At 70.0% G+C, this 24,479-nt stretch carries 22 protein-coding genes; 14 read left to right on the top strand and 8 right to left on the bottom strand.

Features of this window, described 5'->3' with window-relative positions; translation table 11 throughout:
• Positions 1 to 3: 3 nt before the first annotated feature.
• Both IE239_RS10275 and IE239_RS10270 read right to left on the bottom strand, forming a co-directional pair.
• Positions 4 to 1,008 carry a DNA polymerase Y family protein gene (locus tag IE239_RS10275; protein ID WP_190148970.1) on the bottom strand — a complete coding sequence of 335 codons (1,005 nt, stop codon included), beginning with the start codon at positions 1,006 to 1,008 and terminating at the stop codon, positions 4 to 6.
• Entirely contained in the window at positions 1,005 to 4,451 is a 3,447-nt protein-coding gene (locus tag IE239_RS10270) for a DNA polymerase III subunit alpha (RefSeq protein WP_190148969.1), read from the bottom strand. The genes IE239_RS10275 and IE239_RS10270 overlap by 4 nt, the downstream gene beginning before the upstream one ends.
• A 227-nt stretch (positions 4,452 to 4,678) precedes the next feature.
• Here IE239_RS10270 and IE239_RS10265 point away from each other — a divergent pair, with 227 nt between their 5' ends.
• Both IE239_RS10265 and IE239_RS10260 read left to right on the top strand, forming a co-directional pair.
• Complete coding sequence (locus IE239_RS10265) at positions 4,679 to 5,020, top strand: hypothetical protein (RefSeq protein WP_190148968.1); 342 nt, start codon at positions 4,679 to 4,681, stop codon at positions 5,018 to 5,020.
• A 98-nt stretch (positions 5,021 to 5,118) separates the two neighbouring features.
• Positions 5,119 to 6,081, top strand: a complete 963-nt coding sequence (locus IE239_RS10260) for an ATP-dependent DNA ligase (protein WP_190148967.1) — start codon at positions 5,119 to 5,121, stop codon at positions 6,079 to 6,081.
• Between the two features lie 120 nt (positions 6,082 to 6,201).
• On the opposite strand, the gene IE239_RS10255 is transcribed toward IE239_RS10260, so the two are convergent.
• Positions 6,202 to 7,326, bottom strand: a complete 1,125-nt coding sequence (locus IE239_RS10255) for a hypothetical protein (protein WP_190148966.1) — start codon at positions 7,324 to 7,326, stop codon at positions 6,202 to 6,204.
• A gap of 153 nt (positions 7,327 to 7,479) precedes the next feature.
• Positions 7,480 to 8,994 (bottom strand): hypothetical protein, encoded by a 1,515-nt coding sequence (locus tag IE239_RS10250; protein ID WP_190148965.1) that lies wholly within the window; start codon positions 8,992 to 8,994, stop codon positions 7,480 to 7,482.
• A 245-nt stretch (positions 8,995 to 9,239) separates the two neighbouring features.
• On the opposite strand from IE239_RS10250, the gene IE239_RS10245 reads away from it, so the two are divergent.
• The 7 genes from IE239_RS10245 (at position 9,240) to IE239_RS10215 (ending at position 15,679) form a co-directional block, all read left to right on the top strand.
• On the top strand, positions 9,240 to 9,725 hold the full coding sequence (locus IE239_RS10245) for a hypothetical protein (RefSeq protein WP_190148964.1): 486 nt from the start codon (positions 9,240 to 9,242) through the stop codon (positions 9,723 to 9,725).
• A 3-nt stretch (positions 9,726 to 9,728) separates the two neighbouring features.
• On the top strand, positions 9,729 to 11,537 hold the full coding sequence (locus IE239_RS10240; RefSeq protein WP_190148963.1) for a hypothetical protein: 1,809 nt from the start codon (positions 9,729 to 9,731) through the stop codon (positions 11,535 to 11,537).
• Between the two features lie 101 nt (positions 11,538 to 11,638).
• Positions 11,639 to 12,187, top strand: a complete 549-nt coding sequence (locus tag IE239_RS10235) for a hypothetical protein (protein WP_229878001.1) — start codon at positions 11,639 to 11,641, stop codon at positions 12,185 to 12,187.
• Positions 12,188 to 12,359: 172 nt separating this feature from the next.
• Positions 12,360 to 13,079 (top strand): prepilin peptidase, encoded by a 720-nt coding sequence (locus IE239_RS10230; protein ID WP_190148962.1) that lies wholly within the window; start codon positions 12,360 to 12,362, stop codon positions 13,077 to 13,079.
• A 298-nt stretch (positions 13,080 to 13,377) separates the two neighbouring features.
• Entirely contained in the window at positions 13,378 to 13,737 is a 360-nt protein-coding gene (locus IE239_RS41940) for an SH3 domain-containing protein (RefSeq protein WP_024127120.1), read from the top strand.
• A 238-nt stretch (positions 13,738 to 13,975) separates the two neighbouring features.
• Positions 13,976 to 14,818, top strand: a complete 843-nt coding sequence (gene trpA, locus IE239_RS10220) for a tryptophan synthase subunit alpha (RefSeq protein WP_190148961.1) — start codon at positions 13,976 to 13,978, stop codon at positions 14,816 to 14,818.
• 198 nt (positions 14,819 to 15,016) lie between these two features.
• Entirely contained in the window at positions 15,017 to 15,679 is a 663-nt protein-coding gene (locus IE239_RS10215; protein WP_024127122.1) for a GNAT family N-acetyltransferase, read from the top strand.
• Positions 15,680 to 15,937: 258 nt separating this feature from the next.
• Here IE239_RS10215 and IE239_RS10210 read toward each other — a convergent pair whose 3' ends face one another.
• Together IE239_RS10210 and IE239_RS10205 are read right to left on the bottom strand one after the other, a co-directional pair.
• Positions 15,938 to 16,174 carry a DUF397 domain-containing protein gene (locus IE239_RS10210; RefSeq protein ID WP_006379209.1) on the bottom strand — a complete coding sequence of 79 codons (237 nt, stop codon included), beginning with the start codon at positions 16,172 to 16,174 and terminating at the stop codon, positions 15,938 to 15,940.
• Positions 16,174 to 17,079: a helix-turn-helix domain-containing protein gene (locus tag IE239_RS10205; protein WP_006379119.1), complete on the bottom strand. Its 906-nt coding sequence runs from the start codon at positions 17,077 to 17,079 to the stop codon at positions 16,174 to 16,176. Before IE239_RS10205 ends, IE239_RS10210 begins: the two co-directional genes overlap by 1 nt.
• A gap of 198 nt (positions 17,080 to 17,277) precedes the next feature.
• Here IE239_RS10205 and IE239_RS10200 point away from each other — a divergent pair, with 198 nt between their 5' ends.
• From IE239_RS10200 to IE239_RS10180, 5 genes are all read left to right on the top strand, one after another.
• A complete protein-coding gene (locus IE239_RS10200; protein ID WP_190148960.1) occupies positions 17,278 to 18,774 on the top strand; it encodes a transcriptional regulator, XRE family protein in 1,497 nt (498 codons plus the stop codon).
• A gap of 55 nt (positions 18,775 to 18,829) precedes the next feature.
• The gene (locus IE239_RS10195) at positions 18,830 to 19,834 is read left to right on the top strand and encodes an asparaginase (RefSeq protein WP_044472856.1); all 1,005 of its coding nucleotides are present in this window, start codon (positions 18,830 to 18,832) and stop codon (positions 19,832 to 19,834) included.
• Positions 19,835 to 19,861: 27 nt separating this feature from the next.
• The gene (locus tag IE239_RS10190) at positions 19,862 to 20,326 is read left to right on the top strand and encodes a PPC domain-containing DNA-binding protein (protein ID WP_006378560.1); all 465 of its coding nucleotides are present in this window, start codon (positions 19,862 to 19,864) and stop codon (positions 20,324 to 20,326) included.
• A gap of 85 nt (positions 20,327 to 20,411) precedes the next feature.
• Positions 20,412 to 21,761, top strand: a complete 1,350-nt coding sequence (locus IE239_RS10185) for an NsdA family TPR-like regulatory protein (RefSeq protein WP_006378694.1) — start codon at positions 20,412 to 20,414, stop codon at positions 21,759 to 21,761.
• 16 nt (positions 21,762 to 21,777) lie between these two features.
• Entirely contained in the window at positions 21,778 to 22,515 is a 738-nt protein-coding gene (locus tag IE239_RS10180; protein WP_006379247.1) for a 2'-5' RNA ligase family protein, read from the top strand.
• A 45-nt stretch (positions 22,516 to 22,560) separates the two neighbouring features.
• On the opposite strand, the gene IE239_RS10175 is transcribed toward IE239_RS10180, so the two are convergent.
• Both IE239_RS10175 and IE239_RS10170 read right to left on the bottom strand, forming a co-directional pair.
• Positions 22,561 to 23,565, bottom strand: a complete 1,005-nt coding sequence (locus tag IE239_RS10175) for an aldo/keto reductase (RefSeq protein ID WP_006379101.1) — start codon at positions 23,563 to 23,565, stop codon at positions 22,561 to 22,563.
• The gene (locus IE239_RS10170; RefSeq protein ID WP_190148959.1) at positions 23,565 to 24,017 is read right to left on the bottom strand and encodes an ATP-binding protein; all 453 of its coding nucleotides are present in this window, start codon (positions 24,015 to 24,017) and stop codon (positions 23,565 to 23,567) included. Before IE239_RS10170 ends, IE239_RS10175 begins: the two co-directional genes overlap by 1 nt.
• Between the last annotated feature and the right edge of the window lie 462 nt (positions 24,018 to 24,479).

Here is a 24,479-nt window from a genome sequence, read left to right as displayed (position 1 = left end):
GAGTCACCCGAAGGTCGATGCCGCCCCTGCGATGCCGGGACCGTAGCGACGGCGCGCCCTGTCGAGGGCAGCCTCAAGGCGGAGAAGTTTCTCGTCGCGATCGTCGAGCGTGAGCTGGTGGACGGCGTACTCGGCGGGGCGAAGGCGTTCCGCTCGTAGGGCGAGCGCGCGGACCCGGGCGCGTTGGAGACCGAGGCCGGCGAGGAGGTCGCGGGCGGCGGCCGCCAGGGCGGGGGGGTGGGCAGTCGGCTCGGTGAGGCTGCGGGTGCGGGTGGTCTGGGTGCGGTCGGCGTAGGTGACGGTGAGCGTGAGGGCCTGGGTGATCTCGCCGGCCGTGCGCAGCCGGGCGCCGAGCTCCTGGACCAGGCCGAGGACCGTGCGGTGGTGCCGGTCAGGGTCGAGCTCGTCGCCGTCGAACCGGTGTCCGGCGCTCATGGTCTTGGGGGCGGCGCCCGGGACGACGGGGCGCTCGTCGCGGCCGTGGGCGAAGTCGTGGGCTTGCCGGGCCGGTCCGGTGCCGAGGATTCGCTGGAGCGTGGTGAGCGGGGTGTCGGCGATGTCGCCGACGGTGGTGATGCCGTAGCGGGCGAGGGTGCGGGCCGTCTTGGGGCCGATGCCGGGCAGGGCCGCTGCTGGCTTCGGTCGGAGGAACGCAGCGATCTCGTACGGGTCGTCGACGACCACCGTGGCGGCGCCGGGCGGGGTGGCGTCCGCGGCCATCGCCGCGATACCGCGCGTGGGACCGGCGCCGGCCGAGCTCTGGACGCCGTGGAGCGCGAGCAGGCGCAGGCGGAGCACGGCGATGAGGCCTTCGACATCGCGGTCCCAGAAGGTGAGGGCGCCGGTGAGGTCGACGTATGCGGACCAGTCGGCGGGCAGCGGCTCGATGCGGGGGCTGATGCCGTCCAGCACGGTGAGCAGGTGTCCGTACAGCTCGTCGTTGCGCTCCACGGGATGGAAGTGGATCCGCAGAATCGCGCGCGGCCGCGGGTTCCTGGCAGGGGTCATCCGGCGCTCCCTTGGCTCTTGTGCCCGAAGCGGGTGAGGTCGGCTGATCGGCTTCCGGCGGGCTGAAGATCGCTCCAGGGGTGCATGAGAGCGCCCGCGGTGCCGACGGGGATCGCCCGCGACGGGCTGGCCTGGGCGGGGGTGGCCGCGGGGGCCTGGCCCAGGAGCTCAAGGACGGCTTGCGGCCCGTGGGTGGCGCGGGCGGCGGCGAGCTCGTCAAGATCCCAGGCCATCTCGCCGACGACGGTGCGCCGGGGTCCGCGGGCTTCAACGGTGCCGCGGACGAGGAGCAGGCCGTGGTGGAAGATCGTGTGCGCGCACCGTTCGTGAGAGTCCTCGAAGAAGGCGAGGTCGACGAGGCCGGAGCCGTCTTCGAGGGTGACGAAGATGATGCGCCTCCCGGACGCGATCGGCGGAGTCTGGGTGGATGCTCGGACGCCGGCGACAAGGACGCGCTGTCCGGGATGCATGGCGCGCAGGTGCTTGGCGTCGGTGGCGCCGATCTCGCGCAGCAGCCGGTGGTGGTCCTCCATCAGGTGCCGGGAGACGTCGATCTTCAGGACGCCGAGCTCCGCCTCCAGCCGCTCGCGGGCGGTCATCTCCCGCAGCCCGGACGGGCCGGCGGCATCGAGCGGGGTGTCCAGCTGCAGCTGGCCGACGCCCGGCCGGCTGCGGGTCTGGCGGTGGAGCTCTGTCGCCTGCAGCAGCAGGTCCCGCCGCGACGACTCCCCCTTGAGCGGGTCGAGGGCGCCGATGCGAATGAGCCGCTCGACCGTCGGGAGCTTGGGGTGAGCACGGGCGTAGAGGTCCTGCAGGGAGGTGAAGGGCTGGCCCTCGGCGATTCTCGTGACCTCGTCGTCCGAGATGCCGTGCACGGAGGCGAGGGAGATCCGCACGCCCCAGCCGGATGCGGTCCGTTCGACCGTGTACTGCGGCTGTGAACGGTTGATGTCGACGGGCAGGACGGGAACGTCATGGCGGCGGGCGTCGGCGACGATCACCCGGGCCGGCCACATGCCCGGGTCGTGCTCGAGCAGCCCGGCGTAGAGCGCGGCGGGGTGATGGGCCTTGAGCCACGCGGACTGCAGCGCCGGTACGGCGAACGCCACCGCGTGGGCCCGGCAAAATCCGTATGCCCCGAACGACGAGACGATCTCCCAGACGTTGTCCAGCACGGTCGGGCTGTAGCCGCGGGCCTCGGCGAGCTGCCGGAACCAAGCCTCGACCCTCGCCAGGCGCTGCTCGTCGCTGAGGGCGCGGCGGGCTACTTCGGCCAGCGCGCGGTCGCAGCCGGTCATGACCGCCAGGATGTCGATGATTTGTTCGTGCCAGATCGTCACCCCGTACGTATCGCGCAGGACCGGTTCCAGGTCGGGGTGCGGGTAGACGGGTGCGGCGCCGTGGCGGGCGGCGATGAAGAGGGCGGGCATACCGCCCTGGACCGGACCCGGGCGGAACAGGGAGATGTCCGCGATCACGTCCTGCGGGCCGCGGGGCTGGAGCCGGCCGACCAGATCTTGCTGGCCGGGCGACTCGAGCTGGAACATCCCGACCGTGTCGGAGTTCTGGATGAGCGCGAAAGCGAACCGGTCGTCGAGCGGGACGTGGTCGGCGTTGTCGAGGTCGATCGCCCGGCCGGTCGTGCGGCGGATCTCCTTCACCGCGTGAGCCATGGCGGACTGCATCCGGACCCCCAGGACGTCCAGCTTGAGCAGGCCCATGTCCTCAACGTCCTCTTTGTCCGCCTGGAGCATCGGGTACTCGCCGCCAGGCGTGGGCTGCACCGGCAGCCGGTCCAGGAGGCTCACGTTGGAGAGGATCACCCCGCACGGGTGCATGGCGATTCCGCGCGGCAGAGCGTCCAGCCCTTCGGCGAGCTCCCACAGCGGCCCGAACTGCTCCGCCTCAGCAGCGAGTTGCCGCAGCTCGGGGAGCTCGGTGAGGGCCGAGCGGATGTCGCAGGCGCGGATGTGCGGGAAGGACTTCGCGATGCGGTCCACGGTGGCCGGAGCCAGCCCGAGCGCGAGGCCGGCATCCCGGAGGGCGTGCCGGGCTCGGTAGGTCTCGGGCATGCCCGTGACCGCGACCCTCTGCCGTCCGAAGCGGTCGATGATCCGGTCGTAGACCTCCAGGCGGCGCGCAGACTCGACGTCGACGTCGATGTCCGGCAGTGACGTCCGCCGTTCACTGAGGAAGCGTTCGAAGAGCAGCCCGTGTTCCAGTGGGTTCGCGGTGGCGACGAAGAGGGAGTGGTTGACCATGGAGCCGGCGCCGGAGCCGCGGGCTGCGACCCGGATGCCCATGTCCCGCACATCGGCGACGACTTGGGCCACGGCAAGGAAGTACGGCTCGAAGTGCAGGCGGCCGATGATGCCGAGCTCGTAGTCGAGCTGGTCCATTGCGCGCTGGTCGCGGTCGAGGCTGCGGGCGACCATGCCGCTCTCGCACCGCTGGCGCAGCAGCCGCATGGCCCCGTCAGGCCCCGGCTCGGCGCCGACCACGGAGGGCTCGGGGAAGTGCGGCACCCCGAGCCCCAGATCCCGGGCCGGGTCGACGTCGCACGCGTCCGCGATCAGGGCGGTATCGGCGATCAGCCGCTCGGCGCGGCGTCGGTCCGCCCCGGCGGCGGCCGCCACCCGCTCGGCGATCTCGGTCATCGCGGGCCCGTCCTTGAGCCAGCGTTCACCGCAGTCCAGGCGCCGCCGGTCGATGGGCCGCAGCAGCCGGGCCGCGTCCAGCACGTCCGCGATCCGGTGCTGGGCGGGGTCGGCGTAGCGGACGGCGTTGGTCAGAACGGCCGGAATGGCAAGGTGGTCGGCGAGCGTCAGGGTGTGCGCGGCGAGGCGGACAGAGCCCGGGCCGGTGCCGGACAGGCCCCAGCACACGATTTCCAGCCGCAGTCCGTCGCCGGTGATCTGCCGCCATGGGGCGAGGAGTCGTTCGGCGACGTCCGGGCGGCCGGCGGCGAGGGCGCGCAGGGGCTCCGATGCGGGACCGAGCAGCACCGTCAGGCCATCGCCGGCGTGCTGGGCGAGCATCTCCCAGGACGCTGTGGGCGGCTTGCCCGCGGGGAAGGCTTCGGCGTGCGCGCAGGACACCATCCGGCACAGCCGCGCCCACCCGCTCGCATCCTGGGCCAGGAACGTGGCCCGGAAGGCGGCCTCGGTGACATGGGCGCCGCCGCGTACTGGGGACCGGTGGCGTACCTCGGCCGGTGGGACATGGGCGGCGACGCCGAGATCGACGCCGAATACAGGCTTCACTCCGGCGGCCGCGGCGGCCTTCGCGAAGCGCACCGTTCCGGTGACCATGTCGCGGTCGGTCAACGCCACCGTCCCGATCTCGCGTTCGGCGGCTCGGGCGATGATGTCGCGCGGGTGCGAGGCGCCGTAGCGGGCCGAAAACCCACTGCTGACGTGTAGGTGTGGGACGCCTCCTCGCATGACACCCTCCGCCCAGATACCCCCAAACCCGTACCAACCGATCCAGTCACTCTCGACTGTATCGAACATTAATTCGAACATGCGAGTTCCGGACATCATTGTTCGGCCATCCAGGGTCGCGAGGGAGGTGTACAGAGGGGGCAGGACCGCATGTCTGAGTACGTGACGCCCGAGATCTGAGTAGCCGATCGGCTGTGCGGCGCCGGCCGCCCACCTTTGATGGGGGCATGAACGCCTCCGCACCCGCTTCCGCTCGCCTTGTGCAGTCTCCGGCCCCGAGGGAGCGCACACGACTGTGGGCCGCCCTGGCCGCACTCCTGTTCGTGCCGGCAGCTGTGGTGACCGGGATCCTGACGCTGGCCTCGGAGCAGGCCTCCCGGTGCGTGACCTACGGCGAGCAGTGCACCCCCGGCCTGCCCAGCTGGGTGTTCAAGTGGAGTGCCGGCGTCGGCACGGTGGCGTTGCTTGTCGCACTGGCCGCGCCGGCCGTACGGATGCGGCAGGCGGCGCTCACCGTCCAGGTGCTCGCCGAGGGCACCGCGCTGCTGGTCATCCTCAGCCATGCCTGAGCCAGCAGCAGACGTATGCGCATCCGGCCGTGTATCGGCACCGAGTCCCTGCCGCCGGCCGAAGGGCGGGCCTGGGGCGGATCGCGTAGGAGTGGAGGGTGCACCTCTCGCCGCCCGTCGAGCCCATGCTGGCCCGCTCCGTGACCACGCTGCCGCGCGCCGGATCAAGGCCGCCGCTGTTCGAACAGAAGGCGGACGGTTACCGCACCCTCGTCTTCGCCCGCCCGACGCCCTACATCCAGTCCCGGCGTGGCGCGGACCTCGGGCCGGCGTTCCCGGAGGTCGTCCGGGCCGCGGCCGCCCTGGGTGTCGAGGCGGTCCTGGACGCGGAGCTGGTGGTGTGGAGCGAGCACGGGCTTGATTTCTCCGCCCTTCAGCGGCGAGCCCGGCGCCGGGGAGCGACCGCGGAGCACGCCGCCCGCCAGGAGCCCGCCTACCTGATCGTCTTCGACCTCCTGGAAGTCGCCGGCACCGTCCTCCTTGACGAACCCCTTCACCGGCGCAGGGCTGCGCTCGAGGACCTCTTCACCTCGCGCCGGCTGGCCGCCCCCTGGGCCCTGTGCCCGCAGACCTCAGACCGGGAGACCGCGTTGTCCTGGCTGGACCCGGCCTGGGGCACGGCTGGCGTCGAGGGTGTCATGATCAAGGACCCGGGCTCCCGGTACCGGCCCGGAGAGCGCGGGTGGCAAAAGCTGCGGACACGCACGACGGCGGAGGGGATCATCGGAGCGGTCACCGGAACCGTTCACGCTCCGAAGAGCCTCCTGTTCGGCCGTCTCGACCCCGCGGGCCGGCTCCAGCTGATCGCCCGCTCCACACCGCTGTCCCGGCCCGCGTCAGCCGAACTGGGCGTCGCACTGCGCCCCGCCGGGCAGGAGCACCCCTGGTACGGCCGTCGCTTCTCCGCCGGGTGGGGCGCCTCCGAGCCGCTCATCTTCCAGACCGTCGTACCCGACCTCGTCGCCGAGATCGATGTCGATACCGCTGTGGACCTGGGAACGTACCGGCACCCCGTGCGCTTCCTGCGACTTCGTGACGACATGACCTCGGGGGAGGTCTAGGCTCCGGGTGCTTCTCCAGCCTGCGCGGCCTGATGGCGCGGGCGCGTCACAAGGACATGCCCGCGCATAGGCGGTGCCTCACTTCACGAGGCCCCGTTCGGGGCCCTGGCGCGCTGTGGGTCAGAACAGGACGGGCCGCGGCTGGTGGAAGTAGCCCGTCTGCTGGGCTGCGGCGATGGCTGCGGCGGCCGGGCTGTCTCCGCCGGCCGGGATGTGCGGATAGACGCAGTCGACAAGGTCGTACGACTGCGCGTCGCCGCATCCGGAGCCGACCACCGCGCAGACCGGCGAACTGTCTCCGCCGGCCTCGGTCCACACGCCGGGCCAGTCGGGATGCTGCTCGGTCACATGCGCGGCGCAGTGCCGGCACTGGACCTTCTGTTCCTTGCCGGTCGGCCGCCTGGCGGGCCGTGCCTGGGTCGCGTCGATGACGTGCGGCACCCTCTGCGGCGAGTCCATTCCGGTAAGGAGCGAGCGTTCGCAGGACGGCCCGAACTCGTTCTCCACGCTGACCCACACGTCCGGCCAGTGCGGGTGCCGGTTGGTGACCGGCATACCGCAGCCGGCGCAGCTGTGCGCGTCCAGACCTTGTGCCTGGAACAGGGTGAAGATCTCTTCCGGCAGAGGGTCGCAGACGCCGCCGGGGCCATCGGCGAGCGGTGGGAGGGCGAACAGCGGCAGGTCCTTCTCCGCAAGCCGTACGTCCTCCCAGGTCTCCAGCCCGGCCACGGGCACGCTCTGTGTCCAGCCGACGCGGGGCACGCTGGTGGTCGACGGCCGCTGTACGACCTCAAGGTCGGGGCGGCGCAGCCCTGGGGGCACGTACGCGGACAGGGCCAGGCGCAGCTGCTCAACGGCCTGGTCCCGGTCCTCGGCGCTAAGCCAGGACGTCTTCACCAGCTCCCGTAGGTAGCCCCGCGGGTACAGCGTCACCTCGTAACGCCAGCCGTCCTCGCCCCGGCGCAAGGCCCGCTCGTACTCACCGGAGTCGTCGAACGCGAAGCACGACAGGAGACCGCCGGCTTCCTCCGCCGCTGTGAGCGCTTCGGCGACCGTCGTGAAGGAGTCGGTGAAGTCACCCCACGGCGTGCTCATCGGCTCGTAGTCGTCCATGGAGGTCAGACGTGGCATCTGCGCCGCCAGCGCGTTGAAGACGGCGGTGTTCCGCGATGCTGCGGCTGTGCGCTGCTTCGCCTGCTTCGCGTGCTTGGCCGCTCGCTTCTGCTGCGCCCTTTTCCCCATCATGCCTGCCTGTGTCGAAGAGGTGGATCTCTCGCCGGTTCAACTGCATGGCGGGTTGTTCGTCACGTGACGCGGGCGAAGAGTGCCTGTGTGGCCGTGTCGAGGTGGTGGATGGGTGCGGTCTTGCACGCGGCCGCACCCATCGGTGTGGGTGTTTCAGTTGGTACGTGGCGGGGTCATCCGGGCGTGCAGCAGGGTGCTGCGGGTGAGTTCGCTGCCCTGCCTGTGGTCCTCGTTGAGGAGTGCGGTCAGGCCCTTGGGCGCCTTCCAGTGCTCGCGGAGGTTGAGGGTGGCGCCGAGGTCGTCCAGGAGCGCGTCGATGACCATCGCGGCTTCGCTGGGACGGTCGCCCCCTCCGTTGCCCCACCACAGGTGCTCGGAGGGTGTGCATGGGGCGGGGTGGACGTGGTCGTCGCTGGTCAGGACCCACACCGTGTGGTGCAGCACGACCGAGGTGAGTTCCGCGCCGCCGGCCGGAAGGGACAGCGGGGCGTAGAAGCGCCACACCGGCCTCCCTCCGTCGTCTGGGGTACGCAGGACGGGCATGTCGGTGAGCGGGTCGATGAAGAACGCGTCCGCCTTCTTGCCCTGGGCGAGGACGACGTGGGCTGCGGTCGGGTCGCACATGGTGAGCCGGCGGGTCCACCGGTCGCTGATGGTGCCGGTGCTCACCGGCACCTCGGCGAGCGCGCCGAACGGCAGCAGGGCCGGCTCGCGGCCGACGGCGACTTCGAGGGCCGCGACGGCGTCCGGGTGATTGCTCAGGGCGAGCTTGGTCCAGCCGGCCTTGAGGATCTGGCGCTCGCCCCCGACGGGCAGTGGGTGGTGGCTGGTGTCGGGTACGGCGGCGATGGCAACGGGATTGGGGGTTTCGCCGTATCCCTCCTTGCCGAAGATCTCGTTGTCGTGCGTGGTGTGGTCGATGCGCTCGTTGCGGATGTCGTTGGCCATGTCCGTCGCGGCCAGGTGTGAGGTGACGTCGAAGGCGTCGTTGCGCGCTGCGCGGCGCAAGATCTTCTCGTTGGCGTTGGGCGGCACCTCCACGACGGCCGCCGGAGCGCCGGGCTGCCACTCGCGGATCAGCTGGGGCAGGCGCAGCAGGTGAGGCCACCAGGGCAGATCCTGCCCGGCGAGTGCGGCGACGTCGCCCCAGTCGGCTTCGTACTCGATGCCCGGGTGCGCGGTGTCGGAGGCGACCAGGGAGGGCCCGCGGAAACTCATGTCCCCGTACAGGGCGCAGACGGTGACCACACTGTCCGGGTTGCCGGAGGCGGCAAGGGCGGAGGCGACGTCGGTGGCGACCCTTCGATCGTCGCAGTGCACGACGCGGATCGTGCCCACGGCGGTGTGCCAGTCGAGCGCTGGCCCGCGCACGGTGTCCTGGAATCCGGCCCACCGGCCGGCCGGCAGGTCCTTCTCGCGCGGGCGCAGCAGGACGGCGCCGCGGTGGGTGAACTCGGGGGTGTCCGCCGCCCATCGGTAGACCTGGGTGCCGTCCCAGACCTCCTCGGGCTCCTTCTTCTCGCCGAACCCCGCGAACGGGTTGTACGGCGGCTCGGTCGGCTGTGGGAAGTCGTCGTACTTGCGTGCCAGGCGCCACAGCCCGAAGGAGTTGATGCCCAGGATCTGCTGGACCTCCGCCCTGGACAGATAGCTGTCACTCACGCCCATACCGCTGCTCCTCACCGTCCCCAGAGCCGAGTTGGCCCAGGCCAGATCATGGAGCGGACCGGGCAAGCAGCACGCCAGAGCCGCTCTTCCTGCCCTGTTTCCCACCCGCATTGGCCGAGAAGGTGCTGTTGCCGCCGCGGATCAGGGCGTGACGGGCTGCAAAGCCCGTACAGGTCACGGCACTCGGGAGGGTGAGCAACCGAGAACGCCCTGGGCCGGCGCAGCGCAGCCCGTACGCTTTCCCCGTGACGACCGCCCCCGCCCCGCAAGCTGTCCAAGACCTTCTGCGGCGGGCCCTGCTCGCCTTCGACGCCCGCGCCCTGCACACCGGCGGTGAGGCCGGCGCCCATACCGCTGTGTTCCTCGGCGACCTGGCCGCGGACATCCTGCCTGCCATGGACGCCGCCGAAACCAAAGCGGCTCGCGAGGAGCTCGCGGAGGCGTACCGGTGCCTCTCGCTGGCGGGTGAGAACCCGCTCCGGCAGAGCTGCACGGAACGCGAGTCGATGGTGAACATCGCCGTCCACGCCCTAGCCCGGGCCCTGTTGCGCTGCGACACCGGCAGGACCCCGTCGGAGGAGGAGGTGCACGAGCTGCTGAGTGGTCTGTGGACCGCCTCGCTGCTGGCGTGGGCGCAGATCTTCCCCGCCCATCTGGACGGCGGGTCACCGCCGTGCGCCTGCGGAGCTCTGGGCACGCGCCCGGTGATGGCCCCGGCGACGGGGGCCTGAGCGGTGCGGCGGGCCTTCCCTGAGATCTCCGGCCGCGGGCTCGCCGCCCTCGGGACCGAGCTGCCGGCCCTGGCCGCGATCCGGGTGGCCCTGACCGGCGGCCGCAGCGGGAAGTTCCACGTCCCCCACCCCGACCTGCGCCGCTTCAGTTCCGATGCTTGCCGGTTCGCCAAGCCGGCCGCCGAGGCCTCCACTCATCCGCTCGTCGAGGTCTTCGCGCAGATCTGCAAGAAGTGCGACATCGTCCTGCCGAAGGCGCCCGATGCCCTGTGGCGGGCGGCCGCTTTCGCCGCCCAGCGCCAAGACCAGCTGGACCGCTGCCGGACCGACCGGGAGCCGCAGACCTGGCTCGGGTACGCGCGGCACGCCGCCCGGTGGGCACCGGGTGACGACGAGCAGTTCCGGCGCTGGCTGGACACCGCCCGCACCGACTCCACTTTGGCCGCCGATGCCGCCGTGCTCGCCGACGCCTGGCAGCAGCTGGCAGCCCAGTTCCGCGGCTTCCTGGAGGAGTACGCCGCCCAGTGCCCTGAGGTCGAGGCATACAACGGCGCCCGGGACGCGGTGCGACGCTGCGCCGACACCGACCAGCGCCGGGAGCTGGACCAGATCGGCGCGGCGGTCGGCAACCTCTCGCGCCGGCGGGCCCGGATGTACGAGCCAGAACCGCGCCTGGACGTGTGGACCCTGGTATGCGGGGTGTGGCTTGCGGCCCGCTCGCGAGGCCGTGGCGCCGAGCAGTCCGCCGACCTGGCCCGCGCCGCCGTCGCGGACGAGCTGAAGGGCGCCCGAGTGCGGGACGTCACCCGGCTGCCCGTGCCGCCGCGCACCCCCAGCGACCGGCACGCAGACCCGGCAGCGTGGGCGGACGCCGAGCTGGCCCTGTGGTGGCCGCAGGCCGTGACAGCCGCGTGCACCCGCCTTGAGGAAGAGTTCGAGGCGGAGTCCGCCGCCATGTCCGCGCGACTGCTGTTGGTACGCGACTGGCCGCTCACCGGCACCCGGGACACCCCGGTCGCCTACCTGGCCGCCTCCCCCGTACTGGGCCCGGTCGTCCCCCACGGGCACCGCGAGGTCGACGACTACGTGTCCTGGAGCGGCGGCGACACCGCCGGACCGTCCTACGCGGCGGTCGTTGCTGCCCCGGCGCACCTGGTGGCGAAGCTGGAACGGGAACAGGCAGCCCAGCCCTCCCACTACGAGCCGCGGTTCACCGCCGGCGGCCCGGTCACCGGCGGCGCGGCAGACCAGGCGGCAGCTGAGGCATTGCTGCGGCAGGCGTTCCCATTCCTGCCCGGCGACGGCGACCGCGAGCCGTCCACCCCGACGGACGAGGTCCTCGAGCAGCGCCGGGCCCGGCGTGCGGCCGACCGGCCGTGGCGCGACGGAGCGGGCGAGGAACGCACCTACCGCATCGCGAGCGCCCTGCGCGACGGGTACGGCTGCTGGATTCCCGACAGCCCACAGGCCCTGGCCGAGCTGGAGGAGATGGCGCCCTGGCTGCGCTGGAGCGCGCTGCGCCTGGACGTGCTGTGCGGCCGTGACGCTGAACAGCACTCGTGGGCCACCCTGTTCGGGACGCTCGAAGCCGTCGACAGCGCTGGCATCGCACTCAACCCCGGCGGCCGACACCTGCCGCTGCACGTCCCCGTGCACCGGATCGTCGCCCTGACCGGCGCCCCGCACTGGGAGCACAGCCAGCAAATCCCCGCACTGTGGCAGCCCTACCAGCTGCTTCCCACGCCACCCACAGGTCCGGGACCCGAGCCCGGCCGCCTTCGCGTCGTACCGGGATCCGCCGGCGCGCGCTGACCAATCTCCGAAAACGACCGCCGCACCCCGCACCGAGACCGGCACGGCTGCGGAACACCACCCACAAAGTGAGATCCGGGTCACAGCCGTACCGTCCAATCGTGGACGCCGGCGCGCCCCTCCGTGGCCATGATCAGATCCTCACCCACGACCAAGGGGGCACCGCTGTGCCGGTCCTGCGCCAGATCACCACCTGCACCACACCGTCGACCGTCGTCGTCGAACGCCGCACCCGGGCACGGGACCGGCCGGTGGACTACCGACTGGAGGTCTGCCGCCGCCACCGGTGGCTGGCGGACAGATGGACTGGGCGGCGCGGCCCCGAAGGCGCCGGCGGCCGGTGCGGCACCGTCACGGACTACCGGCCCTTCGCCGCGATCATGCAGTCCCATGCCGACCTGTGGCTCCGAGCGTTAACCACGAACGCCCCCGAGGACCACGGCGGCGACCTCGCGGCCGCGCTCCGCGCGGGATTCGAGTGGCTGACCACCTACCGGGAGCCGACCGGCGTGGCCACGGCACTGGAACACGCGGCCCGGATCGCCGAGGCGACCGCGGCCGGCACCTTGCAACCGGCCGAGGGCCAGGCGCAGGTCCTGGCCGCGCTCAGCCTGGCGGAGACGCTCGACGCCGGCGCACGGGGAGCATGAGCCGGCGCCGTACGAGGCCGATGTGCCTTCGAGTTCTGCCGCCCGGCGGCCTTACCGGGCGCGGTGTAGGGACTCACGGAGGCGGGCCGGAGGGAGTCGTCGCAGCGAGCCGTAGGGTCGAAGCAGACCGGCCCGTCACGGGGAGGCCGGGCTGTGTACGTAGGAGTCTCTTTTGTCCGCCCTCAGCGTTGCCCTGACCGCCGTCGTCGGATCCCTGGCCGGTGCTGCGGCCCGCCCTGCGGTCTTCGCCCGCTCGGTCCCGGCGCCCGCGTCCGCCCGTAGTGCCTGCCCGCACTGCGGCAGCGCCGTCCTGGGACGCCGGCTGCCCGTACTGCCCGTCTCCGGACGCTGTCCGGCGTGCGCACAGGCGATCGGACCGCGCGCCCTCGTGCCGGAGGCGGTGGCCGCCGCCGCGTTCGCCGTGGTCGCAACGGGCGCAGCGAGCGGCTGGTTCGCCGCCGCCCAGTACTGGGTCGCCGCGTGCGGTGTCGCCCTCGCCCTGATCGACCTCGCCGTGCAACGGCTTCCCGACGTGCTCACCCTCCCCGCCTGCGGCGGGACGCTCATCCTGCTCACCGCGGCCGCGCTGGCCGGCGAGACCGGCAGCCTGGGCCGCGCGGCGGCCGCCGCCGGCGTGCTCACCGCCGTCTTCCTCCTCATGGCGTTCTCCGGCGCCATGGGACTCGGCGACGTCAAGCTCGCACCGGCCATCGGGGCTCTCCTGGGCTGGAGCAGCTGGACGGCCCTGTTCTGGGGAGCAGCCGCGGGATTCGTCGTCGGCGCGGTGTCGGAGGTGGCACGGCTGACGGCCCGCCGCGCCCGCCGCACGCACGTCTCCTTCGGCCCCTACATGGTCATCGGGGCCCTCGCCGTCTCCGTCACCACAGCCTGACCGTCGCCGCCGCGGGGCTCTCGGAAATACCGCTTCCTGTAATAGCTCTTCCTGCATATCGATTCCCGGAACGGCCTCTACCTGACACCACCGTTCCGGAATGCGGTTTCACGGAATAAACCGAGCCTGGTCAACTCCCCTGCTCAGCAAGAAGATCGGATCCGGAACGAAGACGAACCTGTCGGGTTCCGGATTCCCTTCTCGCTCGCCTTCATCGCACCGCCTGAGCACCGCGGTGAAGAAGCCTTGCACAGGCGGCCGAGCGAATTCTGGCCGACGACACCAGGAAGAGCCGCACATGAACACCCTCACCCGCCGAGCCGCGACCGTGGCATCCACCGGCGCGCTGCTCCTCGGCGGCGCCGTCGCCACCGCCTCGACCGCCAGCGCCGCGACGGTCGGCAGCGGCGCCTGCACCCACCAGATCAAGATCAACACCGACGTGTACACAACGGTGAAGTTCCGCACCGGCCCGGGCACCGGATACACCGCCACCGGCCAGCTCTCCAAGGGCACCGACGTGTACTGGCAGTGCAACAAGGGCCGCAACGACAAGCCGGGCGCCTGGGGCTACGTCACCGTCAAGTCCGGGGCTCACAAGGGCCAGAAGGGCTGGGTCGCCGCCCAGTACATCAACGTGCCCATGCAACTGGACTGACCCTCACCGGCCGACGGAGACGAATCGAGCTCTCCCGGCCCACCAGCGCCTGAGCCGACACCTCGTGAAGGCTCAGGACGACGCAACGGCGGCCCGGCCCCCTGTGATCCCGGGCCGCCGTCGGCGTACCCGCACGCGGAGCCCAGCTCCCACCTCGCAGGGCCTCCATCGCCTGCTTCGCAGCCCCGGGCCGGGCTGACCACCGTCGGCCGGCCGATCGAGCCCCAGGACGGGCACTATGAACCCCACCCCTTCGTCACTCGACGCACCGCCATCCCGCCTGGGTCAGGCCCTGGCCAACGCTCGCGGACAAGGCCGGGCCGCACTCGCCGCCTACCTCCCCGCCGGCTACCCCACGCTCGGGCAGAGCCTCGACGCCCTGCATCTCTTGTCGACGACCGTCGACGTGATCGAGATCGGCCTGCCGTACACCGACCCCCTCATGGACGGCCCGGTCATCCAGCACGCCGCCGCACAGGCCCTCCGGGCTGGCTTCCGCACCGAGCACCTGTTCACCACCGTGCGCGAGCTCGCTGCTGCCTCCAACACCGCGCTGGTCGTTATGAGCTACTGGCAGCCCATCCACCACTTCGGGCCCTCCCGTTTCGCCCAGCGACTCGCTGCCGCTGGCGGGACCGGCGTGATCATCCCCGACCTGCCCGTCGAAGAGGCCACCGACTGGTTGAGCGCCGCCCACGAACACCACTTGGACGCCGTGTTCGTCGTCGCCCCGAACGCCACCGATCAACGCCTGGCCCGCGTGTGCGCCGCCGCCAGCGGCATGGTCTACGCCCCTGCGACGGCCGGCGTCACCGGAGGCCAAGGCCCACTTCACCCCGGCCTGCGCACCTTCGTCGGCCGCCTGCGCACCCTCACCAACCTCCCCGTCGGCGTCGGCATCGGCGTCTCCACCCCGGAGCAGGCGGCCTGCGTCGGCTCCTACGCCGACGCGGTCATTGTCGGATCCGCATTCATCCGCGCCATCGAGGCCACCCCTGGGCCGGCTGGCGCCCACCAGGCCGCCGTCCTCGCCCAGCGCCTCGCCGACGGGCTGCGCCGAGCCATGCCTACCGCGGCCTGAGCGGACTTCAGCCGGGTTGGGACCTGCCTGTTAAGAGCGCTTTCCGGGCATCCCTCCACGTACCGGCATGGTTCATCAAGCGTTTCGAAGTGCTCTGGCGGGAAAGTTGTAGCTACCAGGAAGTAGGCCTTTAAGGTTCCGCCCAGCACATCAACTTGTTGACCCGCTCGTGGACGAGCACACACAGGAGCGGACCGCATGCTCGCAATGCGCCCGGCTACGCCGGAAGACCAACCCCGCCTCGCCCTGATGATCCAGGCCCGCTCCGACTGGATGAAGGACAAGCAGCTCCCGAGCTGGCGCAGCTGGGGAAAACACGTCCACGAGCTGGCCGGCAACTGCACCAGGCACCCGAGCGAGATGTGGGTCCTCACCGAAGACGACCGGATCCTGGGCTGCACTACGGTCCTCCGAACCGCGGCACCCTGGACCTGGACCGCCGACGAAGCGGCCGAGACTGCCTACTATCTGAACGGCACCGTCACCGACCCCGCTGTACGGCACCGCAAACTCGGCACACTCATTGCCGATTGGGCCGTCGACCACGCAGCCCGTGCAGGCATCAGCCACGTCCGCCGCGACTGCAGCTCTGCAGCCCTCGCCGCGTACTACCAGCAGCAGAACTTTCGACTCATCCGTAGTGTGGCGACCCTCGGCGGCCACACTACGTACGCTCTAGAGCGGAAGGCCGAGCGAGTACCCTCTCTCGCCGGATGGCTCATCACCAGCGAATCTTCAGCCGTGATTTCCAGGAGTCTGCGAAATGCCCTATCAGGGGCTGCGCGATCAAATGCTGCCGAGGCCCGGCGGCTCTTCACGAATTCGCTTCGCCGGCCAGCCGAGGCGCCAGCCATTATCTAGACTGCGCGAGTCCTGAAATTTCGCCGCGCATGGGCTCCCGTTAGTCAGTCCTGCCGTGCAGCATGAACGGCCTTTCTCCCTCAGGACCGTCGGCGCCGGGGCCTGGGGGGCGGCCCGACCAACAAGACGACCCCTATCGCTATCGAACACACCAAAGCGGCGGGTCGCCCGACCGGAACGAGCCCGCCGCTGTCGCCACAGTTCTGCGTCGACCTTCTCAGCGTCCGATTTGTAGCGTGATCGCCTGGAAGTTGGGGTCTACAAGCCGAGCAGGAAGTCGAACTCACCGTCCTTCGCCCCCAGCAGCCAGGCCTTGGCCTCGCCGGGGGTGTAGACGTGCGGGAGGCGATCCGGGTTCTTCGAATCGCCCACCAGGACGAACCCGTCCTGCGTGCCGACCCTGACGCAGTCGCCCCCGCCACCGCTGTGCGAGGACACCACCCACTCCACGGCCGACAGGTCGAACTCGGAGGGGGCGGGCTTGCTCTTGCTCACTACTTCTCCTTGATCATTTCCTCGATGAGGACGCGCGTGTCAGCAGGGCTCAGAGCCCGCTTCCATAGATCGGTGAATACCTCGTCGTAGTAGGCCACGTCATCGGGTTGGTCGAAGTAGACCGACCTCTTCGCGAGCTCGCACCAGACAACGTCCCTGGACGCCTCGTCGAACCCCATTAGAACGAACGGCCCAGCAAGGCCTGGGTGGCTCCCGATACTGTCCGGCAGCACGCGGATTTCAATCTTCTCCTCCTGCGACACACGCAGGAGGCGCTCGAGCTGCCCGTGCCGGACCTCTTCGTCGCCCACCTTGCGACGCAACGCCCCCTGTTCGAGCAATGCCTGGAACTCGCGAAGCGGACTCCCGCCGAAGACCTGCTGTTGCCGATCCATACGGACGTCGACGAGACCGCGGACATCCGCTGCACTGAGTTCGGGGCGCATGCTCGCGATGGCATGTCGTGCGTAGAGATCAGTTTGGACAAGACCCGGCGTCAGGTGCGGTTGATAGTTCCGGATCCGCGACGCGCGCCGCTCCAGTTGGAGGTACCCCTCGAACTTCATCGGTCCGAGTAGCGCTGCGTGGCGTCGCCAAAGCGCCGGCCGACGTCGGCGACCGGCTGGAGTCGTGTCCACGCTCAGCAAGCCGAGCACATACCGTCGCGTCTCGGGTTCGGCCCCGTACAGGTCGAGCAGGCCCTCTACGAGGTCGCTCGGCAGTGTCTTCTGCCTGCCGTTCTCGATCTTGCTCAACGTGGAGACGTTGGTCCTGATGCTGCGTTCTCGCATGAGGAGTTCGACGGTCGCGCCCTGCGTCAGGTCGCGGCGCTCTCTCAACTCCTCCAGCCGACTGCCCACTTCGCTGTGCGTGAGTGACCAGGGGGCCTCGTTCGCATCCGCCATGGTGGCCAGTGTGGCGGTCGGTCCGGCTTGCGACAACCAATTCTATGAAGAAAATTTCTAGGTTGTGTTGCGCAGGACACAGATGGAGGAGCATCCTGACCGAGGTCACGATCTGTGTTGTTGGTGTCGCGCCGTGTGGGATGTGTCCGCTCCACCGTGAGAGCCGCGCTCCGTAGCTGTTCGAGGAGGGCCGTGTTGATGCCCCACCCCAGCTTGTTCCACGTCATGCTCGTGGAGCGCCGGTGGGACCAGTGGAGCGCGTTCTGTCTTCAGTTCGAGCGCGCAGCCCGTGATCTGGCGGGGGAGCTGGGCAAACCGAGGCTGGCCAGTGTCACGGTGTCGCGGAAGAGTTTCCACCGGTGGGCGAAGGGCGACTGGTATGGACGGCCCTGGCCCGACACCGCTCTGATCCTCGAACATCTCTTCAAGGTCCCGGCAGCCGATCTGTTCAGCCCAGCACCGGCTCTCATCCCATCAAGCGCTTCCGCGCCCGAGGGCGAGGCTCTGCGCGCCTCCGTGTTCGTCGCAGAGCAGTGGCCCACGAGCCGGTTCTTCATGACGCCCGGTGAAACGGTCGGCGGGTGGGAATTGGCCGGTCGGCAGGCACTGGACGGCACGACAGCGGCTGTCGCCTTCCGCGCCGCCACTGGTGAAGGTTGCCTCGCCCACCTCGACGCTGGCGACGCGGGAGCGTTGTACGAATTCCTCCGACCAGCCCGTCGCGGCTTCCTCATCGGCGTTGACGACCGGGAGTCGCCGCAGCTCTTTGTCGTCGACGCCGCGATCGCCCGCCGTGACAGAGCGGCATCGGCCGGGCAAGGCGCGTTAGCCCTGCCGAAAGGTCACTTACTGGATGACCTCACGTACGGCTTGGTGTGGTCCCTCGTGCAGTTGGACGACGGACTCCTGGCCGACGACTTCGCTCTTGAGCAGGAGCAGAAGGTACTGGAGACGTACCTCGATCTCCCGCGATCGGCTCCCAGTCGCAGGACCGTTCCTGACCTCACGAAGGCAGGTGCCCAATGGCTCGGATCCACCTACTGTGCCCGCCACATCATGCGGCGGCTGGAGGGCCTGACGGAACCCCCGGCGTTCTGGACCCGTGAGCAGACGGGCGAGCAAGCCGCCGCGTGGCTGTGGCTCAGGCACAAGACTGACTACCTCCAGACCATCTCGGCGCGCTATGCCGGCTCCGCCCCGCTCTCCCGCGCCTTCTGCATTCCCGAGACCGAGGTGAGCCGCAGCGGCAGGTACGAGCGGATCCTTCTGCTGCTGGCCATCGCGCTAATGGAACTGCACGGGGTTCGTGTGGATGTGCTGTCCAAGCCTGAGTACTCCCACGTCGACGGCTTCGCCTTGGTCCCGGGGCAGCGAGCCGTGGTGGCCAACTGGGCGCGGACAGACGAGGAGATCTGGGCTGTCGACACCGTCACACGGCGGCCAGCCCTGCGGGAGTACAGCGAGGCCCTCGGCGAAGCGCGGGAGCACAGCGTGATGCAGGGCCCCGACCCGGAAGTCCGGCTCCGCTCCATGGCCGGATACCTGGACATCGACTGGGTGTGGCTGGTCGAGCGGTCCCGTGAGATGCGCGAATGCGGCACGGCGAGCATCGTCCGCCCGCGCAGCCGGCACCTGACCGCGGAATCCCTCGACGAGGTGTTCGCCTTCCTCGCCTCTCTTGCCCCGGACCGCTGAGAAGTCCGACGCCGCTTCCGCACTCCTTGATCCGCTTCTTCGAAAGGTAGCCCTCATGGACCCCAGCCCTCGGGCCCAGCTCCCCTCCGCTCTGGTTCTCTCCCTTGGCGGCACTATCGCGATGGCGGCCCCGGGAGCAGGACACGGCGGCGTAGCGCCCCGGTTGACCGCCGAGGACCTCGTCGCCGCGGTTCCGGAGCTCGCCGAGGAGGCCGAGCTGGAGCTGCGGGACTTCCGAAAGATCCCCGGAGCGTGGCTGGAGATCGACGACATCGCCGCTGTCGCCGAGCTGCTCAACAAGCAGGCCGCGGAAGGGACGACCGGATTTGTGATCACCCAAGGGACCGACACCCTGGAGGAGGTTGCCTACCTTCTCGACCTGCTGTACGAGGGGGCGGCGCCCGTCGTGGTTACCGGCGCCATGCGCCACGCGCAGATGGCCGGGGCCGACGGTCCGGCCAACGTCCTCGCCGCGGTGCGCACCGCCGTCAGCCCCCAAGCGCGCGAGATGGGTGTCCTCGTCGCCTTCGCCGACGAACTGCACGCCGCCCGCCACGTCCAGAAGATTCACAGCACCAGCCCGTCGGCCTTCTCCTCGCCCGGGGCTGGCCCGGTCGGATTCCTGATCGAAGGCCGGCCGCGGTTCCAGTTCGCCCTGCCGCGACAGCCGCGCGTCGAGCTGCCCCTGATCCGCCCCGCCTCCGTCGAGGTGATCGAAGCCACGCTCGGAAGTGAGGGCGCCTTCCTCGACGCAGCGAGCTCCCTGGACGGCCTGGTCGTCGCGGCCTTCGGCGCTGGCCACGTACCCCGGACGTGGGCTCCGCGGCTGGGCAACTTGGCCTCCCGTTTCCCGGTCGTCCTCACCTCAAGGACGGGGGCGGGGAGCGTCCTTACCGGCACTTACGACTTCGGCCCGGGCTCCGAGACCGACCTCCTGGGCCGTGGCCTGATCAACGGCGGCCGGCTTGAGCCGCGTAAGGCCCGGCTGCTTCTGCTGGCGCTGCTGCGCTCCGGCGCCGATCAGACCACGATCCAGGCCGCTTTCGCGGCGCACCGCTGACCCACCGAGACCCACGATCGGATCATCATGCGCGCCACCGAGATCACCGTCGGCCGGACGTTCGCCGTCGTCTTCGAGCACGGTGAGGACTTCTACGAGTCCCTGGACCGCTTCTGTCGCGAGGCCGGCGTCCGGGCGGGCCACCTCACCTTCATCGGCGGCTTCAGTCATGCCCGGCTGGTGGGGACCTGCGAGCCCTTGGAGCACCCAGAGCGCCCGCTGTGGAAAGAGGTCGAAGTCGAGACCCTGGAGGTCCTCGGGAGCGGGACGCTCGCCTGGGACCCCGACCAGGAGCGAGTCGCCCCACACATCCACATCTCGGCAGGGCTCAAGGCGGACTCCGCCGACGGACGCACCAGCCATCTGCAAGGCGGGACAGTGCAGTTCCTTGCCGAGGTCGTCATCGAAGAGTGGACTGCCCCGGAGGTAACCCGCCCACGTGACCCCGGCCTGTATGACGTGCCCCTGCTCACGTTCGGCCGGACGGACTGACGCCCTGGCCGACGCGGCCGGTACGCCAGGACCTGGCCAGCGGAGCACATGCATTCATCCGGAGCCCACCTGAAGGGGACGGCAGGTGCACACCACCACACGATTCGCCCTCCTGGTGCAAGAACGGCACTGGGACTCGTACGAGGTCTTCTGCATCCGCTTCGCCAAAGCGGCGGCGCGAGCGGCCGAGAAGGAGAACAACCCGCGGCTCGCACGCACCGACATTGCCCGCAGTACCTACGCCCGCTGGATGGGGCGCAAGGGTGCGATCTCAAGCACCCCCCGCCGTGATGCCGCCCTCGTCCTTCAGCACATGTTCAACATGTCGCCCGAGCGGCTCTTCGAACCCATCGACGCCAGCTCCTGGAGCTCAGGGCACCGCAGCACCGCCCCTGTCGCGCCCGCGGATCCCCCCGGATTCGACGACCCTCTGACCATCGTGAGCCAGACTCACAGGCTGACCAGCTCCAACGCCGACGACCCCGTCCTCGGCATGGTGAGGGGAACGATCGCCAGCATCGTGGCCCGGTACGAAACGCTCGGGCCCCAGCATCTGGCAGGGGAAGCCAGGATCATCCGCGAGACGCTGCACGGCATCCTCGCCGGCCACCAACCGCCCCGTACGAGGACGGAACTCTTCCGGCTTGCATCACAGGCCTCGGGACTTCTCGGATACATGGCCGTCAACGCCGGCGCCCGCTACGAGGTGGTCGACGCCTACTGCTCGGAAGCGGAGACCTTGGCCCGGGAGGTCGGCGAGGTGGCCATGGAGATGTGGGCGAACGGCACCCGCTCGCTCGGCCTCTACTACCAGAAGCGTTATGCGGACGCTGACGACGCCGCTTCCGCGGGTATCGCCCTCGCCCCGGGCCACCCCCAGGCCATCAGACTGCTGGTCAACGGCCGTGCCCGGGCGCTCGCGCGCATCGGCGATCGCGCAGGAGCTGAAGCAGCCATCGGGCACGCCCTCGAACTCTCAGACCGCCAGACGTCACTCCCCGACGGCCTCACCTCGTGCATCAGCTTCGAGCCCTACTCCATGGCGCGCTCCCTCGCCAACGCCATCACCACACGGCTGTCCCTCGGGGACACCGCGGAGGTCCTGGCCCACGCCGACCAGATCGAAGAGCTGATCGAGCATTCACAGTCAGAGTGGAGCCGTGCCCTGGTCGGACTGGATGTGGCATCCGCGCTGCTGAAGCAGGGCTCGCCCGAGATCGAGCACGCCATGGCGCGGGGCCGCCGCGCCCTGAGATCAGGCACCGGTCGGCCAATCAAATCCGTCTGGGAGAGGGCGGTCGAGCTCTACCAGAACGCCGAGCGGTGGCACGACGAAGCTGAGGTAGGGGACTATGCCGAGGAACTGCGGACTTGGCAGTCACAACCGCAGGTCGGTCTGATCGCCGTCGGCTGGGCGTCGCAGATCGCACCCTGACCCTCCGAGGAGCTACGTGTCGCCCGAGCTGGACACCGATCCCAGCGCCTTTCCCAGCGCGCCGCCTGCCAGCCTCGACGATCCCGAAGTGATCGTCGAGCACGACTGGCGGGCGTTCCAGCGGGTCGAGCGCATGGCCGATCACTGGGACCGGCCCGGGTGGTCGGATCGGCAGCGCAAGTACTACTGGATGCACACGTTCCCGGACCCCGGCCAGTTGCTGCAGCGGACGGAACACTGCCAACGGGCTCTGCAGCACCTGGGCATGGATCCTGTCCCCGCCGACGGTCTGCACGTGACCCTGCTGCGCGTGGGCGCAGTCGACCAGGTATCGACCGCGCAGGTGGAGCACCTGCTCGACTTGACGCAGGAGCTGCCCGTCAGCGCTTTCCACGGCCTCGCTCACCCTCTGGCCGGCTCACGGGGCGCCGTCCGTTTCAGCCTCACGCCCTGGAAACCGCTGGTCCGCCTCCACGCCGCCCTTCACGCTGTGGGAAAGCAGGCCGGCGTCCCCGGCGGCGCTCCGACGACGGCGTTCCGCCCGCATCTGGGTATCGCCTACAGCAACCAGGAGCGATCCGCGCCCGCGGTCATCGACGCCGTCGAACCTCTGCGGTCTCTCCCGCCGGTGCCGCTGCACTTCACGACCGTGGATCTCGTGGAACTGCGGCGCCAGGACAGAACCTACCGCTGGAGGACCATCCGCTCGGTTCCCCTGCCCTCCTCCGCAACCTCGCGGACTACGCTCGCCTAGAAGTGGTCGCACAATGGACGGCAACGGCCCGGCAGCGCTGGCCCATCACAGGCCGGTGCCGGCCGCCAGCCTCTCCTTCGGCTTCGGGTGCATCTGCGCGCGGACTCGGGCGTACGCGTCGTCGAGCAGCCGCAGCTCGACGGCCGTGAGGACGGGTCCGGAAAGAGACCCGAAGCTCTCTTCGAGCTGAGCCTCACTGGTGAAGCCGACGACCGTGGCACAGTGGCCGGCGCGCTGAACGCCAGACAGCAACGCGAGCCGGGTCAGCGTTCCCGGAGTGTCACCGAATCTGGCGTACAGCGACTCAAGCCCACAGGGTGCCTTCTCGGCGCCGGCCGGAGCGAGAGCGTTCCGGAGACCCAGGGCCTTCGGCGCCGCGAGGATCACGCCGACCCCGTGGCGTGCCGTGAAGGCGAAGAGGTCTTCGCCTTCCAGCGTGATGGTCGGCGTCAGGGCGTTGCATCGAGTCCAGATGACGTTCGGTCTGATGAGCCGGAAGAGGTGGAGGAATCGCTCGGCGCAGGCGGCGCGTTCGGCGGGAGTCGCTTCGGCGGGCGTGTATGGCCCCCGCATTCCGATGGCCTTGATGGCGCCGACTTCCCGCAGGGTGTGCATCTGATCGATTGCGGTGCCCAGGTAGCGGTCTTGAGGGCCGAAGTCCCACGAGTCCAGGGTGTAGAGGTCCAGCTCCTCGGCGTAGAGGTTCTCCAGTGTCTGCTGCAGCTGGTGGTGGATGTGCCGGTCGGCGTAGGCGTGCGGCGCGGAGCCTCGGATCTTCCCGACCTTGCTGCTGATCAGGAAAGTCTGATCCGGATACTCCCTCAGCAGGCGCCCCAGCATTCGTTCGGCCCGCCCGGCTCCGTAGGAGTCCGCTGCGTCGAAGAGGTTGGCGCCGAGCTCCACGGCGCGGCGCAGGCCGTCGAGGAAGGGACCATCGTCCTCGCCGCGGGTGGGGCTCCCCGCCAGTCCGACGGCGCCGAGGTTGACGCCCAGGGGATGAGCTAAGAGGCCCTGTCCCAGATGACGACTCATGGTGTCCAAGTCGGTCATCAGCGAGATCCTTCCCGCGTCAGCACAGCGATGACGATCTTTCCGTTCGCGGTTTCCTCGACCGACCAGGTGTTGGCGAGGTTCTGGACGATGAACAGTCCGCGTCCGCATGTGGCCGCGGTGTCCGGCTCCACGGACGAGTTGCGCGGGTGTGAGGGGAGGACGCCGGTGTCATGACCCAGGTCGACGACGCCCAGCGCCGTGCCAAGTTCGTAGACCTCGATCCTTATGAGGACCGCGCCGCGGCCGTGCTTGACGGCGTTGGCAATGAGTTCACTTGCGACCAGCTTGGCGTCATCGAGCTGTCCCTCGTCGACATCGTCCAGGAAGCTGGTGAGCGCAACGCGTGCGGTGCGTTGCGGGGCCGGAAGTCCTGCAAGCTCGACATCGCAGTGGTCTAGCAGATTTCCGAGGCTCTGGTCATGGACCAGCTCGGCGGTAGTCGGAGGCAACCTCGTCTCCTCGTGATCGAGACGCCCTGCGGCGCGGCCGGAATCGACCCACCTCCACCGTGACGGAACACGGCAGGCATCGGTACGCCAAACCGCGGCCACTTCTGTGTCACTTCGCCCGCCGCCCGTCGCTGCGCCGCACCCATGACGATGGATAAAGCAGACCAAAACACCCTCGGTTTGTGCGCGTGCCGCGGGTGAAGTGGCCCACAAGTGGCCGCGGTTTGGCGTACCGCTGTCCCGCCGGTTCCGTCACCGTGGAGTGACGCCAGCGACCGCGGTCCCGGAGCCACCGGATCACGGGCCGCTGTCTGGGCGGTCAGCTCCTTCCCGGGCCGTCCAGATCGGTTCCGCGCACGCCTGACAGTCGTGGGACCTGTCCCTGTTCTGGTGCCGCGCCGGCCTCCCCCGCTACGGCACGGCACCAGAACCCCCTCTCACGATTCACCCGAGCGGTCTTCT

Source organism: Streptomyces humidus, assembly GCF_014649655.1.
GTDB classification, from domain to species: Bacteria; Actinomycetota; Actinomycetes; order Streptomycetales; family Streptomycetaceae; genus Streptomyces; species Streptomyces humidus.
This window is presented reverse-complemented; position numbering and strand designations above follow the sequence as displayed.

Excerpts from the sequence above, each read along its gene's own strand:
- IE239_RS10175 (WP_006379101.1), bottom strand. The coding sequence starts at position 23,565 with ATGACCGACTTGGACACCATGAGTCGTCATCTGGGACAGGGCCTCTTA.
- IE239_RS10190 (WP_006378560.1), top strand. The coding sequence starts at position 19,862 with ATGCGCGCCACCGAGATCACCGTCGGCCGGACGTTCGCCGTCGTCTTC.
- IE239_RS10215 (WP_024127122.1), top strand. The coding sequence starts at position 15,017 with ATGCTCGCAATGCGCCCGGCTACGCCGGAAGACCAACCCCGCCTCGCC.
- IE239_RS10205 (WP_006379119.1), bottom strand. The coding sequence starts at position 17,079 with ATGGCGGATGCGAACGAGGCCCCCTGGTCACTCACGCACAGCGAAGTG.
- IE239_RS41940 (WP_024127120.1), top strand. The coding sequence starts at position 13,378 with ATGAACACCCTCACCCGCCGAGCCGCGACCGTGGCATCCACCGGCGCG.
- IE239_RS10265 (WP_190148968.1), top strand. The coding sequence starts at position 4,679 with ATGAACGCCTCCGCACCCGCTTCCGCTCGCCTTGTGCAGTCTCCGGCC.
- IE239_RS10250 (WP_190148965.1), bottom strand. The coding sequence starts at position 8,994 with ATGGGCGTGAGTGACAGCTATCTGTCCAGGGCGGAGGTCCAGCAGATC.
- IE239_RS10195 (WP_044472856.1), top strand. The coding sequence starts at position 18,830 with ATGGACCCCAGCCCTCGGGCCCAGCTCCCCTCCGCTCTGGTTCTCTCC.
- IE239_RS10255 (WP_190148966.1), bottom strand. The coding sequence starts at position 7,326 with ATGATGGGGAAAAGGGCGCAGCAGAAGCGAGCGGCCAAGCACGCGAAG.
- IE239_RS10200 (WP_190148960.1), top strand. The coding sequence starts at position 17,278 with ATGCCCCACCCCAGCTTGTTCCACGTCATGCTCGTGGAGCGCCGGTGG.
- IE239_RS10270 (WP_190148969.1), bottom strand. The coding sequence starts at position 4,451 with ATGCGAGGAGGCGTCCCACACCTACACGTCAGCAGTGGGTTTTCGGCC.
- IE239_RS10275 (WP_190148970.1), bottom strand. The coding sequence starts at position 1,008 with ATGACCCCTGCCAGGAACCCGCGGCCGCGCGCGATTCTGCGGATCCAC.
- trpA (WP_190148961.1), top strand. The coding sequence starts at position 13,976 with ATGAACCCCACCCCTTCGTCACTCGACGCACCGCCATCCCGCCTGGGT.